Genomic DNA, 19,478 nt, shown 5'->3' with positions numbered 1-19,478 from the left:
ATGCACACAATATATAATACCATATTAAATACTACTTTTCATTATAGTTTCATCTTCATATTAACTAAGTATATACAATGAAATACAGTTATTTAAAGCGTAAATGATAAATTTATTTAACTATCTTTCATTTTATGATATAATTTTCGTATGTTCTATTCTTAAGGAGTGTGAAAATATTATGGACCCCGATGGTACGTGGCAAATTATATCTTTAGTGATTTTATTACTATTTTCGGCCTTTTTCTCTGCCTCTGAAACTTCTCTAATGACTTTGAGCAAAATTAGATTAAGACATATGGTAGATTCAGAAATTAAAGGTGCTGACTTAATTAATAAATTACTTAAAACCCCAAGTAAACTCTTAACCGGTATTTTGGTAGGAAATAACGTTGCAAATATTGGTGCCTCTGCACTAGGAACCTCTCTTGCTATACATTATTGGGGTGATTCTGGAGTCGGTATTGCGACTGCTATAATGACAATTCTTGTATTGATTTTTGCGGAAATAACACCAAAATCATTAGCTGCACAAAATTCCGAAAAAGTTTCTTTAAGTCTTGTTCGGCCACTAAGTATAATTACCTTCATTTTAAGTCCAATTACTATGGTATTAATTTATATAACAAATACTATAATAAAAATATTTGGTGGAGAAGTCGGAAAGCAAAGGCCCTTTATTACTGAAGAAGAGTTAAAAACTATGGTTAATGTAAGCCATGAGGAAGGGGTTTTAGAAGGCGAAGAGAAGCAAATGATTTATAATGTATTTGAATTTGGAGATTCACAAGCAAAAGATGTTATGACTCCAAGGACTGATATGATTGTAGCAAATGCAAACTCAACTTATGAAGAACTAATAAAAATCTTCAGGGAAGAGCAATTCTCAAGACTTCCTATATATGAAGACACTGTTGATAATATTATCGGAGTTTTATATATTAAAGATTTAATTTTCTTCGAAGATGGAAAAGAAGAATTCAGTATAGAGAAACATATGCGTGTACCATACTTTAGCTACGAGTTTAAAAGTACTGTTGATTTATTTGCAGACATGCGTTTAAAACGAGTACCAATAGCAATTTTGCTGGATGAATATGGTGGTACTGCTGGACTTGTTACTATCGAAGATTTAGTAGAAGAAATAGTTGGAGATATAGACGATGAATATGACGATGATACTGATAAAATAGAAATTATTAAAGAAGATGAATTCATTGTTGATGGTGATACAAAAATAAGCATGGTTAATGAAATGATAGGCCTTAATATTGAGTCGGATGATTTTGATTCCATAGGTGGTTATGTTACAGGAATACATGGAAGACTTCCAGCCACAGGTGAGACAATAAATTTTAACGATACAAAATTCATTATACTAGACACTAGTAAAAATCGTATAGTAAAACTAAAAATTATAACTTAAATATATGTAAATAAAAAACTTAAACTTGATTTAATCAAGTTTAAGTTTTTTATTTACTCTAAAATTTTTCGAGGAATTTTACCTTTAATTTTCTTTTCTATAGCATCTAAAAGAAATTTATCTTTAGGTGCTGCAAATAAATATGTGTATCCATCCTCGCCAGCTCTTCCTGTTCTCCCAATGCGGTGTATATACGCTTCAGCAGTTTCAGGTATATCGTAGTTATAAACATGACTAACTCCATTTATATCTAGCCCTCTGGATGCTACATCTGTGGCAATTAAATACTGAATATCACAGTGTTTAAACTCTTTCATTATCTTTTCTCTTTTTGATTGTGTAATATCTGAGTGTAGCTTTTTACAATTGTATCCCTTTTTATAAAGAGCTACCTCAAGATCATCAACTCTTCTTTTAGTTCTACAAAATATAATGGCCATAAAGGGATTACCTTCGTCCATTACCTTACATAAATCTTCTTGTTTTTTTCTATCTGTAGTTTCTATTAAGAACTGTTTTATATTCTTAAGAGTTGTTTCTTGTTTTTTAATAATTACTTCTATAGGATCATTCATATATTTGTATGCCATTTTTTTTACTTCTGAACTCATGGTTGCTGAAAAACATAAAGTTTGCCTCTTCTTAGATGTTTTTTCTAAAATAGCCTCAATATCGTTTTTAAATCCCATAAGAAGCATTTGATCTGCCTCATCTAATACTAATGTCTTAAGGTTATCAAGTTTCACCGTACCACGGCTAAGATGATCTAATAGTCTTCCTGGAGTTGCAATAACAAGATGAATATTTCCTTTTAGTTTTTTTAGTTGCGCACCTATATCTTTACCACCGTAAGCTGCTAAAATATTCAAATTTTTAACTCCTGCAATCTTTTTAGCTTCCTGAGTTATCTGAAGTGCTAGCTCTCTTGTAGGTGTTACTATTAATCCTTGAATGGTGTTTATATCAGCTGACATATTATCAAACATTGGCAATAAAAACGCAAGTGTTTTCCCAGTTCCTGTTTGTGCCTCCGCTATAACATCTTTGCCATCCTTTATTAATTTAATACTTTGCTCTTGAATTTCCGTTGGCTCACTTATTCCTTGAATTTTAATCATACTTAGAATATCATCGCTTAGTCCTAGTTTTTTAAACTTTATCATTTTTATTTACCTTTCTATTTTAAAATATTTTTGTTGATTGTTTATACAAACTATCTAAGTATATCAGACATTGATTATAATAAAAAGAGTTTTGCGAAAGTGCATATGAAAAAAATTTATTTTCCCCGCAATTAAAAAATCAGCTAACCCATTAACTTCTAATGAATTAGCTGATTTTTTATGTTATAAGTAACCTACTTTAAAAGTAGATAACCTAAGTTATTATTTTACTACTGCAGTAGTCCCAGTTATAGATCCACCGGCCCCTAGTTTAAATGCAGATTTAAGTGCTTCTGTAGCAAAAGTAACATTACCTTCTACTTTACCATCTACTATTGTAAATCCTTTAGCGTCAACATATACATCACCTTTAAATGTTCCACCTTTGATTGTAGTATTTTCACTCTTAACTGTTAATTTTGGTGCTGTTACAGTATATGAAGCTGATTTTTTTCCTGCAGCGTCTTGAGCATAAAGAGCGATTGTACGTGCAGTAGCTTTAGCTTCGTTTTTAAATGCGCCTTCTAAAACAATTTCTTTACTAATAGTTAAATCTTGTACTGTTGCTATAATCCAAGATCCATCTTTACTTACTGCTTTTTGGAAAGCAGCTTCGGTGCCTACTATTGAAGCTGTTGTCACAACATCAGCTTTTACTGGTGGATTTGTTGCAGCTGGTGCTGGTGTGGTTGTTGCTGCTGGTGCTGGTGTAGTTGCCGCTGGTGCTGGTGTAGTTGTTGCTGGTGCAGCTGCTTTAGAACCACATCCTACTAATAAAGTAGCTCCTAGTGCTAGTGTTAACATTATTGCTTTAAATTTCATTTGAATACCCCCATTTATTTTTATTAATATTGTATTGCTTTACATCTTGATTAACAGGTTTAGTATAGCACACGTGATAAAAATATAACAAGATGTAATATTACAATTTTGTTGTTTTTTGTAATTACAAAATGAACAAAATAGATAAGTTTAAGTTTATCGGTAAATTTATATATAAAAACATATATTTTAACATTATTCTTAAAACTGGAACCAATATTAGAAACTCTAAGTGCATACTTTACTATCTTTTTAATAATGATATACTTAACTATTAATAATTAAAAGCTATGTTACCAAGATTTAATTTTTCTACAACTAATATATCCAGACTACTTAAGAAAAGAGGCGATTATAAATTTCAAAATTATTTAGCAATTTGAAAATAAAAGACATGTATTTAAGAAATAGAATAGTCATGGCTCCAATGTGCATGGATTCTTGTAATGATCAAGATGGTTTGGCAAATAATTGGCACTTTATACATTATTCAACTAGGGCTATTGGTGGAGTTGGTCTTATTATTATAGAATCAACGGGAATTCAGCCTGGTGGTCGTATAACCGATAACGATTTAGGCATATGGTCTGATGAACATATTAAAAATCTAGCAAATATAGTGGATGAATGTCATAAATATGGAGCAAAAATAGGCATTCAAATTAATCATGCGGGAAGAAAATCAGAGACCCTTTCCTATCCAATTATTGCCCCAAGCCCTATAGCTTTTAATGAACATTATAGGTTGCCAAATGAAATGACAAAAGAAGATATTACTAATACTATAGATTTATTTAAATCTGCAGCTAAAAGAGCATTAACTGCCGGTTTTGATTTATTAGAATTACATGGCGCCCACGGGTATTTAATAGGTCAATTTTTATCACCATTAACCAATAAAAGAAAAGATGAATACGGAGGTACAAAGGAGAACAGGGTAAGATTCTTAAGGGAAATTATACAGGCTGTAAAAACAGTTTGGCCTGAAACTAAACCATTACAATTAAGAGTATCTGCAGAAGACTACGCAGAGGGTGGAAACAGTGCAGAGGAAACTGCTTCACTTATAAATCTCATAAAAGATATTGGTATAGATCTAGTAAATGTTAGTTCTGGTGGAACTGTTCCTGCAAGGATATCTACCTATCCAGGATATCAAATTTGTTATTCTGAAATAATAAAAAAACAATGTAATATAAAAACTATAGCCGGCGGCCTTATCACTTCACCTTTGATGGCAGAAGAAATATTAAGCAATAATAGATCCGATTTGGTATATTTAGGAAGAGAACTTTTAAGAAATCCTTATTGGGTATTTGGCGCAGCTAGCCAATTAGAAGAAACTATAGAATGGCCTATACAATATAAGCGAAGCAATATTGTGAGCAAAAACGGATTTTAATGAAATAAAAAATCAGCTACCCATTAACTTCTAATGGATTAGCTGATTTTTTATTAGTTACCACATGTATACTGTTTTATTTTATGTCAATAATTCTAATGTATGATTGTATGTGGAAGGGGAACTTAAATGAAAAATATTAATAAATTAATAACAGATGAAACCCTAATAAAAGAATATATAGAAAAAGGCAAAGGACTTTTCAATGATGGAGAGATTGAAAAAGCATTTAAGAATTTTAATAAAGCAATTTTACTTAATAGTGAATGTGTCGAAGTTTATTTTATAAAAGCTCAAGCTTATATAGAACTATACGAAATGTATGAGGCAGAAAAATGTATAAGAAAATATCTAAGTTTAGTACCAGATGACCCAAAAGCTTACTGGATGTTAGTTAATATACATGATCTAACTGGTGACTTTGATAAATGCATTTACTACTGCGAAAAACTTCTTGAGAGTGACACAGGAAATGCAAACATATATTTTAAAAAAGCGGAATTTTTCGCTATTCTAAATGATTTTAAGAGAGCTTTAGAATGTTTTGATTTTTGCCTTAAACTAAGTCCTAATTTATACGATGCATTATGTGGTAAAGCAAGTGCACTATTGTCATTACACAAAAACAAAGAGTCTATTGAAATATATAATAAAGCCATTGAAGTGGATAACAAAAAAAGCAACGCCTATTTTGGAACCTCTGAAGTATATATGGCAAATGGAAATAACATAAACGCCTTAAAATTTGCAGAAATAGCATATAAAATAGACCCTAAAAATGAATGGTACAAATGTCACTATAGTACACTTAAAAGTATGTTTATAAGTATTAAATAATAAATGCTCCCACATGTTTTGTGGGAGCATTTATTATTTACATATTAGCATTGATTCTTGAATTTTTCTTAAATGATTGTCATAATCAGCTACAACACCTTCTACTTCACTCATAAGACTAGCATCCAAGCTCTTGTTCTCCTCAATAAACTTTTTGCCTTGCTTTATTCCCATCTCCATAGCAGCAATTGCATGCTCGCATACTTCTGCATCAGTATTTACAGGTGCAAGTTTAATCTTTTCAAGAAAATTCGCCATTGTACCCATTACCCCAAGGGTATCAGCGGCATTTCCGGAAAGTTCCTCAATTCTATTCGTAATTGCCTCTTCATGTGTTTTAAATGATTCTATAATTTGAACCAACACATCTTTAAGCTCTGGGTCTTTAGTTTTATGAAGATAATCTTTAAAGGTAGAACCTCCCATGTGTATTCCTTTTAAAAATTTGTTCATTTCTTTTATATCATTGTTTGTATCCATAATCTCACCTCAGTTTATTGTGAGCATTACTTAATTGCATTATACTTAATTGCATTATACTTAATTGCATTATACCTAATAACATTATGCAAGATTATATATGAATTATTCCTTCATTTCAAACAACCCAAATATCTCTGTCTCGCTCATTGCAGCAAAACCTTCACCACTAGATAATTCGTCTCCCATAAGCTCTGATATTAGCTTTTTTTTCTCTTCTTGAAGTAACAGAATTTTTTCCTCAATAGTCCCCTTTGCTATAATTTTTATTACACTCACCACATTTTTTTGGCCAATTCTATGAGCCCTATCAGTTGCTTGCTCTTCAACAGCCGGATTCCACCAAGGATCAAAGTGAATTACTACATCTGCAGCAGTTAAATTAAGTCCTGTTCCTCCAGCCTTTAAGCTTATTAAAAATACAGAATTTCCACCATCATTAAATGCTTTTACCAAACTCATTCTCTTCTCTGCAGGCACTGCACCATCCAAGTAACTAAAAGATATTGCCTCCTCTTTAAGTCTCTTTTGTATATTCTTAAGAACAGATGTGAATTGAGAAAAAACAAGTACTCTATGCTGCTCATCTATACTTTTATGAAGATATTCAACTAAAGCTTCTATTTTTGCACTTCCACCACTATAATCATTCATGAGTACTGTGGGGTCTAAGCATAGCTGTCTTAGCTTTGTTATATATGCTAGAATTTCTATCTTACTATTTTTAAACTCATCGTTTTGTACCTTGTTTTTAATAAGTTCCATTGCATGATTTGCATATATCTTATAGACTTTTTTTTGCTCATCATCTAAACTAACCATTAATGTTTTTTCTATTTTATCAGGTAATTCCTTTAAAACGTCTTTTTTTCTTCGCCTGAGAATAAAAGGTTTTATAAGTCTATTTAAATCTTCTAATATTTCCGGACTTGTCTTAAGTTTCTTATGATATCTTACACTAAATATCTTTTCATCATATAAGTATCCGGGCATTATAAAATCAAATATAGACCATAAATCCATAAGGGAATTTTCTACTGGAGTTCCTGTTAGTGCAAATTTTGTATCTGCCTTTATTTCCTTCACAGCTGTTGCATTTTGAGAGTTTGGATTTTTAATGTTTTGGGCTTCATCTAATATACAATGATTAAACTCTATTCCACTATAGCTTTCTAAATCCCTCTTTAATAGGTTATATGTAGTAATAAAGACATCATAATTTTCTATATTCTTTATTATTTCATTCCTAACTTCCTGTGGTCCACTAACTGCAGCTACTTTTAACCTAGGTGCAAACTTTTCAAACTCACTAATCCAATTATAAATCAGGGATGTAGGTGCTACAATTAAAGTCTTACTTCCCTTACTTGATAATATAAAAGTGATAGCTTGAATTGTTTTACCTAGGCCCATTTCATCTCCTAAAATCCCACCGAACCCTAAATAATCTAAGGTTTTGAACCAATTATATCCGATTTTTTGATACTCTCTTAATTTACCTAATAAACCATCTGGCTCTTTGAAGTTTAATCTCTCAATATTCTTAATTTTATCTTTTACTTCTTTTAGTTCTTTTTTCCCTTTTATATATCTAATCTTATTATCTTCTAAATAACTATCTAAGAAAACACCTTTATTTTTAGGTATTTTAATATGATTATTGTCACCACAAGTTATCGCCATCACATCTAAAAGTTTTAAGAATTTGTTAAGCTCTAATTCTTCCAAATCAAGATACTCACCATTTTTAAGCTTATAATATTTAAGACTATTTCTAAATGCCCTTAATATATTGTTAGTTTCTAGGGGCTGAATATCTCCTATTTTAAAGTCCATTTCGAAATAATTATATTTTCCACTTTTAATATCTCCGCTTATACCCTTCGTCCCCAAAGATTTTAAGCCTTTGAAGTTCTCAGAGTAATATACTTCTCCTATTTCTTGGAGCCTTTCTATATCACTTTTGAAAAATTTAAAAATATATTCTTCTCCTTTTAGAAAATAAAACTTATTCTTTATTTGCTCAAACCCTAAGTTTTTTACAATTGACACAACCTGGGTTTCTTTTTTTGAATTCCTATATATTATTTTTTCAAAGCAATCCTCAAAAATATTAAATTCAAAAGTTCCATACTTAACCTTGAGTGTTAAAGTAATTTCTTTTCCTTCCTGATTAAAGTAAAAATTAAAGTGGCTTTTTGCCATTAATATTTTATCTTTTATTGCCTTAGATAAAACAACACTGGGTGATAAAAAATTAAGGTCTGGAATCAGTCGTCTTAATATATTTTCTTCCTCAAGATTTGTCATAGTTACAACCTTTGCCTCATTAAAAACTTGAAGGTAAGGACTTATCTTATAACAAAACTCATAGTTCGGAAGATATATAGTGCTACCATATAAGAAAACATCATTCTTAGAACCTAAAGATACTGGCATTCCACTTGAAGATTTAAGCACATACTTATCCTTTATTATTTTCAAATCAAAATCTAGTGGCGGAGACTCATATAAAATTTCTGTATCACAAGGTCTATAAAAAAATCCTTCATTTAAATATACCCTATGCTTTGTTATAATATCAAAAAATTCTCTAGTTAAATATTTAGGAATTTTTATATTTTTCCCATCTACATACTTTCCTTCACTTTTGCTAATGTGCCTTAGGGATCCCTCCATAGTTTTTAACATTTCAATAAAATCAATAAGCCTTTTATCCCTTGTGGTTAATTTTTGAGTTTCAGCATTAAAAGTAAAATTTTTACTATAGTTTATAGGAATGTTATTATAATACCCTAATAAAAAGTGATTAATATCCTTTAAAACGTAAAGATTACTTGAGTTCATAGAACTTAACCCTATTTTAAACTCCGCAGTGAGGTCACTCGTCCACTGATTTTTATTTATATACACCTCTATTTTAGTTTCATCTTTATGTTTTTCATCACCTAAAAGCATAGATAATACATTTGTATTGTTTTTAAATACACTAATGTCTACCACATCTTCCTCTTTTAAGAGAGGGTGATTAGAAAGATCTTCCAATGCTTTATAAAAGGTGGCTACTAAATGTTTACAACAATAATTTTCTTTTTTAAACTCATTAGTCTCAAAGTCAGGGCAGGTACAAAAGGTTGAAAAAATACTTCTCCTCTCTGCATCCATTTCAATTTTTGTACGGTATTCATTAAAAAGCCTTTCTGAAATTACATTGCCCTCGATGCATATTAATTTATCTTCATTTGTAATACATACAGACGAAACCAAATCATTACTAAGAACCCTTTGACCTTTAGATTGATTTTTACCACTGGTTCCTTCATTAAATATTTGTAATATCATATCTTCTTTTAACATATTTTCTCCCTAGTTACATGAATTTTATAACCTTCTAAGTATACCATAAATATAGGAAGGACATAAAGCTTACGCTTTATGTCCTTCCTATGTTACTATAACATTCCTACTAATAGCTGCCCCAAAATATTCACAAAATTTAAATCTTCAAATTTAAATTCCTTAACTTTAATCGGAACAGTTAAATAAAGTATTCCACATATAACCCCTGATTTAATTATAGGAACAACGATAGCAGAATTCCAATTAGGCATACCAGTCACTAAATCATAGTCTATTATGGAATCCCAATCAATTAAACATGCCCCTTGCATATTTTTAATTACAGACTCTATTATACTTTCACTATAACCTATAACTTTAATCCAATTTTCCTTAAAAATCCTTCGCCCATATTTTTCAGTAATTTTATTATCATTAACTATAAACAACATACCATTCTTTGCCTCAGTGGTTTCAATTATTCTTCCTAGTGTTTTGTATATTTTAGTTTTAAAATCACACTCTACTTTAATAGTCTCGATTAACTCTACCATAGCTAGTACATTTCTTGAATCTTGAACTACATTTCCTGATATTATTCCTGAGAGCTTATTTGAACCCTGGGTTCTCCCTGAAAATTTTTCTTCCCAAATTTGGTATCTGTTTTTACCATTTGCTTTAGCCACATACAATGCCTGGTCAGCTTTTTCTACCAGATCTTCCCTAGACGTTCCATGTATTGGGAAAGTAGCAATACCCATACTCACCGTTAGTTCTCTTTTCGAACCTAATATTTTATTGTTTTCAATATTTTTTCTTATCCTCTGAGCGATGTCACTTGCAGAATCCGTATCAGTCTCTGGCAAAACAACAATAAACTCTTCTCCACCATATCGTCCGCATACATCTATTTTTCTAATTGAATCCAAAACAGTTTTACTAACATCTCGAAGTACCTGATCTCCAGTTTGATGACCAAACCGATCATTTACACCTTTAAAATTATCCAAATCAAACATTATTATTGAGAATACCCCCCCTAAAGCCTTTGTTTTCTCTATATTCTCAATTAGAGCTTCCTCTAAAAAACGCCTGGTAAGTAATCCTGTTAGTTTATCAATAGAAGAACTAATTTTCAGTAAATAATTTTCTATAATGAAACTTATAAATGAAGTTAATTCTAGACATTTATTCAAACTATCTTCATTAAAATTATTTAGCACCCTATCAGACTCCATATATAAATAACCCTTTATTTTTACTTGCTTTAATTGCTCGCATTCTCTTCTATTTTCTCCCTTAGGGCTTTCTATATAACAATGTTCCTTTTTTACAATTGGTATACACATTATAGATTTCATACCACTAGGAATAAATCTTAAGTCTACTTTTTGCGTGTTATTAAATGCTTCACTAACTAATATAGGGTTTTTAGTGACCTGCGCTCTTTGCAGTATTAGTTTTATATCACTTATATCATTATTCCCATCACTTGTTGCAACAACTGAGTATTCACTAGCATTTGCTTCAGAAATAATTAGGCTTCTAGTGGATAACGTTGTACTTGAAATAAGTTTTGCTATTACATCTAATATTTGCAATGGGTCCTCACACATATTAATAATTATGTCATTTATATTTTGAATCCCTTTTGGAAGAATCGAACTATATATTTTTTGAGCTAATTCAACAAAATTTTTATTGTTTAATATTTCAGAAAATGCATGATAACTGAAAAGGATTGTTAAATCCTCATTGTTAAGTATGGTTATTTTGCCTTGTCCCAAATTACTCATTTTGCTATAAGTATTTGGTGTGCTAAATCCTTTAATTACATTAAAAGGTTTCATCCTATTACACGAATTAATATAATTTATTCTTAAAATCTCTGGCAATTGCAACGTACAGTCTTTAATTATCTCACAAGCTTCCAAATAGTAGTTTACTGCATAAAAATAATCAAACTTCATGAAATAATAATCTCCGATTGCACTACATATTCTCCATTGAAAATATTTGTTTTTAGATCTTTTACATAAATCCAAAGCTACCATTAAGCTATCTATCTTCCTTTTGCCTTTGAAAATAAGTCCTTCTAAATATAACCTTTTAATATTTACTATCTCTACTAAATTATATTCCTCATTAAAAGAATAAATTTCTAATAAATTAATTGCTTCCCTCTCAAATCCTTTTTCAAATAAAACTATACATATTTCATATAATGAATTGATTTTATTTGTATTATTCTTATGACCATCTATCATTATCTTTACATTCTCAAGGTGATTTTCTATGTCCTTAGATCCTTCAGTTCGATATATTTCTAAAATAAGCAATAATAATTTACTATTGTTATCTTGAATAGTACCATTATTATTATATATCTTTAAAGCTTTTTTAATTAAATCAAAAGCAACATCAATATTCCCTATTCCATAATAAAATTCTGCTCCCATTTGATAATAAATAGAAATATCTTTACCTTGAATAGGATATAACTCAAGTTCTTTTTGTGCTAGTAAATTATATTCATATGCCTCATTTATGTTTCCCATTTTCAAAGAAACAAATGAGAGATAGTTATAGCTATAAAATATGTTACTTTCAAATTCTATGGTTTTTGATTTTTCAAGTACATCTTTAAAATATTTTAATGCGACCTCATAATCAAATTTATCACAATAAGAAGTTGCTAAATTAACTAAAGCAAATAACTCTAAGTATATTATATTATTTTCCTTCGCGATTACTAAGTACTTATTATAATAGGTAATTGCTGTTTCACTGTCATTATAGTGATCTCCATAAATTACTCCAATATTGTTTAAACAACGACACATACCTTCTGAGTAATTTATTTCTTCAAAATACTTAAGTCCTTTTTTATAACACTCTAATGCCTCAACTACTCTTGAGGTTTCCATATACATAATTCCAAGATTATTATACATTAGTCCTTTGTACTTTATATAACCATTTCCACATTTTTTTAAACAATTCATACATATGTCAAAAACCTTATCGTATTCTTGTTTTGAAGTATATACATCTGCTAGATTTTTTTTATTTTCAAGGTAGCCCTCCATGTATTCAATATTCAGCAATATTGAATCACTTTTTTTTATATACTGGAGTGATTTTTGCACTTCATTTCTCCTCATAAATATATGTGCTATTTTATTTGCACAATCAACTTGAATTTTTTCTTCAACTAAATTCATTGAATATCCATATATCTTTTTATAAGTTTCAAGAGCACTTGACAAGTTTCCTGTATTTACGTAAATATCTCCTATTTCAAGAAGAATTTGTACTTTTTTATTTTGATCTTCTTCATCTGATAAAACAGAAAAAGCCTTTTCATATTTAGAAATTGCTTCATCCATTATTCTAAATGATTTCATTTTCTCTGCAATCTCTATACAATATTTTGCAATCCTATGTTTATCTTTAGCCTTCTCTAAATGATATATAAGCTCTTCTTTATTTTCGCTACCCTCGTTCTCAAAAATATTTTCAAGAATAGAAGCTGCAAATTCATGTTTCACTTTTCGCACTTCTTCACTTAGTCTATTATATATTAGGTTTTTAAGCACCTTATTATAAAAATCAAACACAAAACCCATATCTTCAATTTTTTTGCACAAAATTCCTTTTACGCATAACTCATTAATATCAGATTCTATTGTGTTTTCAGAGTAATCAAAAAACTTTTCAATAATTTGAATTGAAACAGCAGTATTAAATATAGCTATAGTACTTAAAATTTCATAGCTTCTTTGATTAACTTCCTTTATTTGATTTAATAACGCCTGCTCCATAGTCGACGCAATTGGCATTTCATCAAATGTTTCAAATGGAGTATTCCATTTACCATTATTAACATTTATATAAAGGATTTTTTTGGCCACAAAATCTTTTAAAGTTTCCTCAACAAATAATGGATTGCCATATGTTTTTGAGTAGATTCTTTCCCCAAAGACATTTGAAGCATTAGGCATACTAAGTATTTCCTTAATCATAATAACAGTCTCTTCATTTTTTAAATTATTTAAATAAATATTCATATTGGATTGATTTTTGTTTAATAACTGTTTAAGCCTATTATTTGAAGTAAATACACCTGTGGTACAAGCTAAAATAATTATTATATCTTGCTCCTTATAATTTTGAGCATTTATATATTCTAAAAATTCTAATGAAAATTCATTTAAACAATTTGCATTATCAATAATAAAAACGGTAGGTTTATTCTTAATAACCTCTTCAACAAAGCTATATATTCTACTAATCAACCTATATTTTTCTTTATTACCTATTAAACTTTCTGAAGCCTTAATATTATTTTCATCGCCAAGTTCTGGAATAAATTTAATTAGTTCACTCTGATACCTTTTTATTGTTTCCTTATCAGAAATAGAAACAATTTTCTTTAAAATATCTATAAATGACCTACTATTGATTTCGTTGTTTCCTATAATAAAACTAGAATATATTACAGCTTTTTTAAAATAAAGTAAATGCTCAATTTCTTTTAAAAGTCTTGTTTTTCCAATTCCTTGCTCGCCATGAACAAGTATAATTTTATTTGATGATTTATGACTAATTAAATTCTCATAAGCATCCATTATTTTAGTAATTTCAGCATTTCTACCTACTATTTTAGTGTTAAAATTTAGTTTTTCAAGTTCATTAATTTTATAGGCTCTATATTTTTTATTGAAAAGTATATTAATATCATCAACTATTTCATTTATATTATTATAACGATCCATCAAATTTTTTTCAGTCATTTTCTTAATTATTAATATTAATTTTTCATAAAAATCTAATGTTGACCCATCCTCACTATACTTACTTTTAACATTATTCTCTAGAATTATAATACTTTGATGTATATTAAAATTTTGTTGTACATCAATTCTACATATGGCAAGCATCACCACCCCCATTGAATATATATCTGTTGTTACATCTTTTTTATTATCTAACATCTGCTCGGGAGCCTCAAATTCTAATTCACCTATATTATTATTCATATGGTCTTGCTTTTGAATTTCTATAGTTGGTAAATCCTTAAGAATAATATTATGTTTATTATTTTCACTAGTAACCATTATATTTTTAGTACTCAATTCTCCATAAACAAAACCTCTCATATGCAAATAATTCATCACCAAACATAATTGCATACACAAATCTAAGATCTCATCTTTATTTATATCTGTATTTAATTCATTTAAACTTTTAGTATTCTCAATGTAATCATTTGTATAGAAAAATTCACTATTATTTACTTTTTTATTATCTAGGGTGTGAATTAACCCAAAATCATAAACTCTACTTATATTTTGATGTTTTATAGTTGCTAGTGTTATAAATTCAGCTGAGTAAAAATCTATTAACCTTTCTGATGCAAATTCAGAATTAATTATATTTAACTGTATTTTCTCATGATTTTTTAACACATCAGAAACAAGATATGAAGACATAATCATATCTTGTCTTAAATTTGTAATTAACCTATATCTGTTGTTAATTAAATTCATTCCTATACACTTCCTTAGATATAAATATACTATTAATTGACATTATAACATAGCATTTGTAATTACTTCATAACCTTATGTAATTTTCTAAAAAAAATCCAGTGGAATTCCACTGGATTTTTATTAAACTTACAATATAAACTAAATAAACAACAAAAATCTCTTTGTATTTTATTAATATCATTATTTACCCTTGTTAATTGGGACTATAATTCTATCAAATAAATCTTTATTTTCATTTACTTTAGTTTCGCTACCGACAACACAATGTAAATTTTGTTTAATTACGCCTTCTAATAAATTTGCAAAATTCCTTATGTCTTCCTGGGTAGTAGATAATACTTCATCACGCAGACGTTGAACGTCATTGTGAGTTATTCCAGTGAAATACATATTGTCACCTAACATGCCTTTAGAATAAGGTCCTGCTAAATTATCCATACTTCCTATTGTTCCTATTATATAGTTTGTCATTTCTTTTTCATCCGCTTTAAAGTTTTTTAGGAATTTTACGACTTCATTAAAAGTATTTAGCGTCTCTTTTAAATTGGGATCACGGTAGGAATAAAGTAATACCTCGCCTTTTGTAAACCTTATAGCACCACCATAAGCACCACCTTTAACTCTAAGTTCTTTCCATAAATAATCACTGTTTAAAATATTTTCAAGGACCTTCATATGTCCATTATAATTATATCCTGATCCTTTAATGTTTCCAGCTTTGACCACATATTGCACTTGTGACGGAATTACAAACGCCTCATTTCTATTTGAAAAATCAAATTTATATTTTTGAATGGGAAATTTTTCATCCTTTATTCTTGCTCCGAAATCATTAAGAATGTACGTAAAGTAATCATAGTTTTTTTCATTACCTGTATAACTCACTACTAATCCCTCTTTATTAAATACAATATCACTAACATTTTTTAAATTTTTTACCGTATCATCAAATTTTACATCAAAATTATCATCTAAATCACAAATAAAATTATAATAAGGTAAATAATCTAGATCCCTATACTTACCACTATCTGATAAATATGATAATGTACGATTTATCGCAAATGTACTCCCAGAATTAACAAACATGGATTCATAGTTCCCTCTTAATGTTTTAATTAGCCTTTTCATATGCTTCCTATCATCTAGTTTACTGTGATTTATTATTTGATCTAAAAGTTCAAATGCATTTGGCAAAGAACTATCAATGGCATTTACGGAAATGCTCATTTTAGGGGTATATAGATTATTGCTAGTATTATTTTTAAATGCAGTTGAACTGAAACTAATTCCTCCAGTGTATTTCATCATATTATTCGATAGCTCTACAATATTATATTTTTCCGTGTTAATATTCCCCAAAATACTCGCAAGTAATTTTAAATATAATACTTTATTTTGAGGCACCTTTGAACTATCAAAATAAAAATTAGAATAAGTAATACCATTAGTGAATATAGGATGCCTTATCACCTTTATACCGCCTTCTGTTTTTTCAAGTGTTGGTATCTCTTCTGCTTTTAAATTTAAATCCTTACGTTGAAGTGTTGGTATTTTCGATAAATTTTCTTTTGAATCCAAAGTCCCCTGCCATTTTTTCAGATCCAAAGCATCTTTTTTAATTTTTATTAATTCAGGTTGTGATAATGATCTTTTATACTCCTCAAGTTTCTTTTTTAAGTCTGATTCTTTTTTCTCATTTAATCCATTAGAAGGTTTTACTACTACTAATGAATTATGTTTATTATCTAATAAATATTTCTGTACTAATTTTTCAAAATAACCATTAGATATTTCAGATTTTATTTTGTTAAGTGCAGGAGTAATCTCCAAATATTCTGTAGGATTCACATCATAATTCCAACAATTTAAAGCAGAAGACATGTAATTCATACCTCTATTAGCATCTGAATTTTGAGTACGTATATTTAGTTCTACAGCAGTTACTACAGATTTTACAAGTTCTTCATCAAACCCTTTTGAAACAACTTGTGCTAATGCTTCATCTACAAATTTTTTGAATTTATATTTTTGTGATTCATTTGCATTTGTAGCAATTATACTGAAAGTTGGTTGCTTGGTTGAGGGATTAAAATTTACATATACATCAGTTCCAATACCACTTTGTAATAAAGATTTTCTTAAAGGTGACTCTTTAGTATTTAAAATAATTTCTTGTAGAATTTGAAAACCTAACATATTTTCTACGTCTGCAACCTTATCTATCACATAACTTGATGATAGGTAAGTCATATTTTTAGTGGCTGATTTAATAGATACTGGATATAATGCTATTTTTTCAACATCTTTTTTATATCCCTTTTGAGTTTTAATTTTACTATTAACAGTTGTTTTTTTAAGTTTACTTAGATATTTATCATTAATAAATTTTAATGTATTTTCAATATCCAATTTACCATATAAATATATAGAACTATTTGATGGGACATAATATTTTTTATATGTTTCTATAAATTTATCGTAAGTTAAATCAGGAATATTATCTGGATTACCTCCAGAGTCAAAACTATATGAATTATCGTTAAATAGTGACTCATTTATAGTATTTGATAAAATTACCTCTGGTGAAGAATAGTTACCTTTCATCTCATTGTATACTATTCCATTATAATTTAACTCTCCTGTTTTGCTATTAATTTCATAATGCCAGCCTTCTTGTTTAAGTATTTTAGGGTCTTTTAATATATTTGGATAAAAAACAGCATCCAAATATACACTCATCAAATTTTCGAAATCTTTGTTATTTTTACTAGCCACTGGATACATTGTAAAATCTGTTCCTGTAAATGCATTTAAAAATGTACTGAGTGATTGTTTAGTCATAATTAAAAATGGATCTTTAACAGGATACCCTTTTGAACCACATAAAACTGAATGTTCGATTATATGGTTAACCCCAGTATTATCACTCACTGGTGTACGAAAGCTTATTGAAAACACTTTATTTTGATCTTCATTTCGTAAATAAATGAGTTTAGCTCCACTTTTAATATGCTTAAATATCATGGCTGTAGAGTGTATATCGGAAAGCCATTTTTCAGATTCTAATTCAAATCCTGATACCTTTTTTCCTACTTTCAAATCATTTTTTATACTTACCTCAGATACATAATGACTAGGCACAACCTGCCTACCTTTTCCATTTATGGCATCTTGTGCTCCTAGAGCTAACCCACTGAAGTTAATAAGTATTAATACGGTTGTAAGTAATATAGAAGTTATTTTTGTAAACTTCCTCATTTTACTCCCCCTTTAATATAATTTTTTTGTAATATTATTATTTTTTGTGTTATAAATAGTATGTTTTACTTTTTTTTTAATATTCAAGGCATTAATTAGCATATATCCTATTTTATTGATAATACATAAACTTATCCTGAATTATATTCTTGTAATAGTTATTAACATTTTGTAATTCATAATCATTTATAAAATATAAAAATCCAGTAGAATAAATTCTACTGGATTTTTTTCTAAATTAAATGGACTACCCGTTTAACATATTAAGCATATCTTGCTTTTCTCTAGTAAACCTGTTATAAACGCTTTGTTTTATAGAAGATGAACTATCTTTAAAATAAACGTTCACCTTTTGCCGTTCATTATACAAATCATTTATAATATTGCCATCTGTATTATTTAAATTAATTTTTGAGAATACAGATAAAGTTCCTCCTACACCATGTTGAACTACCGTAGATAACAAACTTTCTTTTAAAGCATCACTTTTTTTACTTATATCAAACCCATATTTAGATTTTAAAGCTTGTGCTGCTGTGTCATAATAACTGCCTTTTATATTATCTTGCTGCAACTTTAAAAATTCAACTTTGTCCGCTGAAGCAATACTAGTCCATGCATTATCAAAATTCTCACCAAATTTATTACCATCTTTAGCTTTTGCATATGTAAGTTTCAAATAAATTTCATTATCTTTTCCTTTAAGTGAGCTTATAAATGAATCTAAGGACCCCGTTTTAGAGGAAAATTGCCATGCTCCATAAGATTTCCCACCATAATCTCCTGGTGTATTACTTATTGCCCCTGGATTAGCATTCGATTCATATTGAGCCGATGCATATCCTAATTCGTTTAATTTATTAACAGCATTTTCTCCGTTATTATTAGATAATGACAAGGTCGCATCTCTCATAGTTGAATTGAAATTACTCATATAACTCAGTGGATCATCCAAATTATAAGAATTTTCATTTGATAAAGCATTAGATACAAGCTCTGCCATCATTGAATTACCTGAACTACTCATCATTTGAATAAGCATTGTTTTAAAAGTAGATTCCTGCACTCCTTTTTCATTGTAACCACTGTTTGTGCTGTCATCAGAAACTATATTAGTTTTTGTTTTAGATTCATATTGTTTTAAAAGCGCATTATAAATTATATTTGAAGATAATGCCATCACTATCACCCAT

Annotated in this window: 10 protein-coding genes; 3 read left to right on the top strand and 7 right to left on the bottom strand. The window is 28.9% G+C overall.

Annotated elements, in window-relative coordinates; translation table 11 throughout:
- The first annotated feature begins 181 nt into the window (after positions 1-181).
- The gene (locus VIM70_RS12905) at positions 182-1,426 is read left to right on the top strand and encodes a hemolysin family protein (RefSeq protein WP_331946172.1); all 1,245 of its coding nucleotides are present in this window, start codon (positions 182-184) and stop codon (positions 1,424-1,426) included.
- Between the two features lie 53 nt (positions 1,427-1,479).
- Here VIM70_RS12905 and VIM70_RS12900 read toward each other — a convergent pair whose 3' ends face one another.
- Both VIM70_RS12900 and VIM70_RS12895 read right to left on the bottom strand, forming a co-directional pair.
- Positions 1,480-2,589 (bottom strand): DEAD/DEAH box helicase, encoded by a 1,110-nt coding sequence (locus tag VIM70_RS12900; RefSeq protein ID WP_331946171.1) that lies wholly within the window; start codon positions 2,587-2,589, stop codon positions 1,480-1,482.
- A gap of 222 nt (positions 2,590-2,811) precedes the next feature.
- A complete protein-coding gene (locus tag VIM70_RS12895) occupies positions 2,812-3,411 on the bottom strand; it encodes a hypothetical protein (RefSeq protein WP_331946170.1) in 600 nt (199 codons plus the stop codon).
- A 358-nt stretch (positions 3,412-3,769) separates the two neighbouring features.
- On the opposite strand from VIM70_RS12895, the gene namA reads away from it, so the two are divergent.
- Together namA and VIM70_RS12885 are read left to right on the top strand one after the other, a co-directional pair.
- Entirely contained in the window at positions 3,770-4,813 is a 1,044-nt protein-coding gene (namA, locus tag VIM70_RS12890; protein ID WP_331946213.1) for an NADPH dehydrogenase NamA, read from the top strand.
- Between the two features lie 129 nt (positions 4,814-4,942).
- Positions 4,943-5,650 (top strand): tetratricopeptide repeat protein, encoded by a 708-nt coding sequence (locus VIM70_RS12885; protein WP_331946169.1) that lies wholly within the window; start codon positions 4,943-4,945, stop codon positions 5,648-5,650.
- Positions 5,651-5,683: 33 nt separating this feature from the next.
- On the opposite strand, the gene VIM70_RS12880 is transcribed toward VIM70_RS12885, so the two are convergent.
- The 5 genes from VIM70_RS12880 to VIM70_RS12860 all read right to left on the bottom strand — a co-directional run bounded on the left by VIM70_RS12880 (position 5,684) and on the right by VIM70_RS12860 (position 19,465).
- On the bottom strand, positions 5,684-6,130 hold the full coding sequence (locus VIM70_RS12880; RefSeq protein ID WP_331946168.1) for a DUF2383 domain-containing protein: 447 nt from the start codon (positions 6,128-6,130) through the stop codon (positions 5,684-5,686).
- Positions 6,131-6,235: 105 nt separating this feature from the next.
- Positions 6,236-9,487, bottom strand: a complete 3,252-nt coding sequence (locus VIM70_RS12875) for a DEAD/DEAH box helicase (protein WP_331946167.1) — start codon at positions 9,485-9,487, stop codon at positions 6,236-6,238.
- A 95-nt stretch (positions 9,488-9,582) separates the two neighbouring features.
- On the bottom strand, positions 9,583-15,021 hold the full coding sequence (locus tag VIM70_RS12870) for a diguanylate cyclase (protein WP_331946166.1): 5,439 nt from the start codon (positions 15,019-15,021) through the stop codon (positions 9,583-9,585).
- 183 nt (positions 15,022-15,204) lie between these two features.
- On the bottom strand, positions 15,205-18,285 hold the full coding sequence (locus tag VIM70_RS12865; protein ID WP_331946165.1) for an insulinase family protein: 3,081 nt from the start codon (positions 18,283-18,285) through the stop codon (positions 15,205-15,207).
- Positions 18,286-18,532: 247 nt separating this feature from the next.
- On the bottom strand, positions 18,533-19,465 hold the full coding sequence (locus VIM70_RS12860; RefSeq protein WP_331946164.1) for a vgrg protein: 933 nt from the start codon (positions 19,463-19,465) through the stop codon (positions 18,533-18,535).
- Positions 19,466-19,478: the final 13 nt, after the last annotated feature.

It is taken from the genome of Clostridium sp. (assembly GCF_036569345.1).
Classification (GTDB): Bacteria; Bacillota; Clostridia; order Clostridiales; family Clostridiaceae; genus Clostridium_AD.
The sequence above is the reverse complement of the archived record's forward strand: the minus strand, read 5'-3'. Positions and strand labels throughout refer to the sequence as shown.

Bases quoted from the DNA above. Each gene is read 5' to 3' on its own strand.
- VIM70_RS12905 (WP_331946172.1), top strand. From the start codon at position 182: ATGGACCCCGATGGTACGTGGCAAATTATATCTTTAGTGATTTTATTA.
- VIM70_RS12900 (WP_331946171.1), bottom strand. From the start codon at position 2,589: ATGATAAAGTTTAAAAAACTAGGACTAAGCGATGATATTCTAAGTATG.
- VIM70_RS12895 (WP_331946170.1), bottom strand. From the start codon at position 3,411: ATGAAATTTAAAGCAATAATGTTAACACTAGCACTAGGAGCTACTTTA.
- VIM70_RS12885 (WP_331946169.1), top strand. From the start codon at position 4,943: ATGAAAAATATTAATAAATTAATAACAGATGAAACCCTAATAAAAGAA.
- VIM70_RS12880 (WP_331946168.1), bottom strand. From the start codon at position 6,130: ATGGATACAAACAATGATATAAAAGAAATGAACAAATTTTTAAAAGGA.
- VIM70_RS12875 (WP_331946167.1), bottom strand. From the start codon at position 9,487: ATGTTAAAAGAAGATATGATATTACAAATATTTAATGAAGGAACCAGT.
- VIM70_RS12870 (WP_331946166.1), bottom strand. From the start codon at position 15,021: ATGAATTTAATTAACAACAGATATAGGTTAATTACAAATTTAAGACAA.
- VIM70_RS12865 (WP_331946165.1), bottom strand. From the start codon at position 18,285: ATGAGGAAGTTTACAAAAATAACTTCTATATTACTTACAACCGTATTA.
- VIM70_RS12860 (WP_331946164.1), bottom strand. From the start codon at position 19,465: ATGGCATTATCTTCAAATATAATTTATAATGCGCTTTTAAAACAATAT.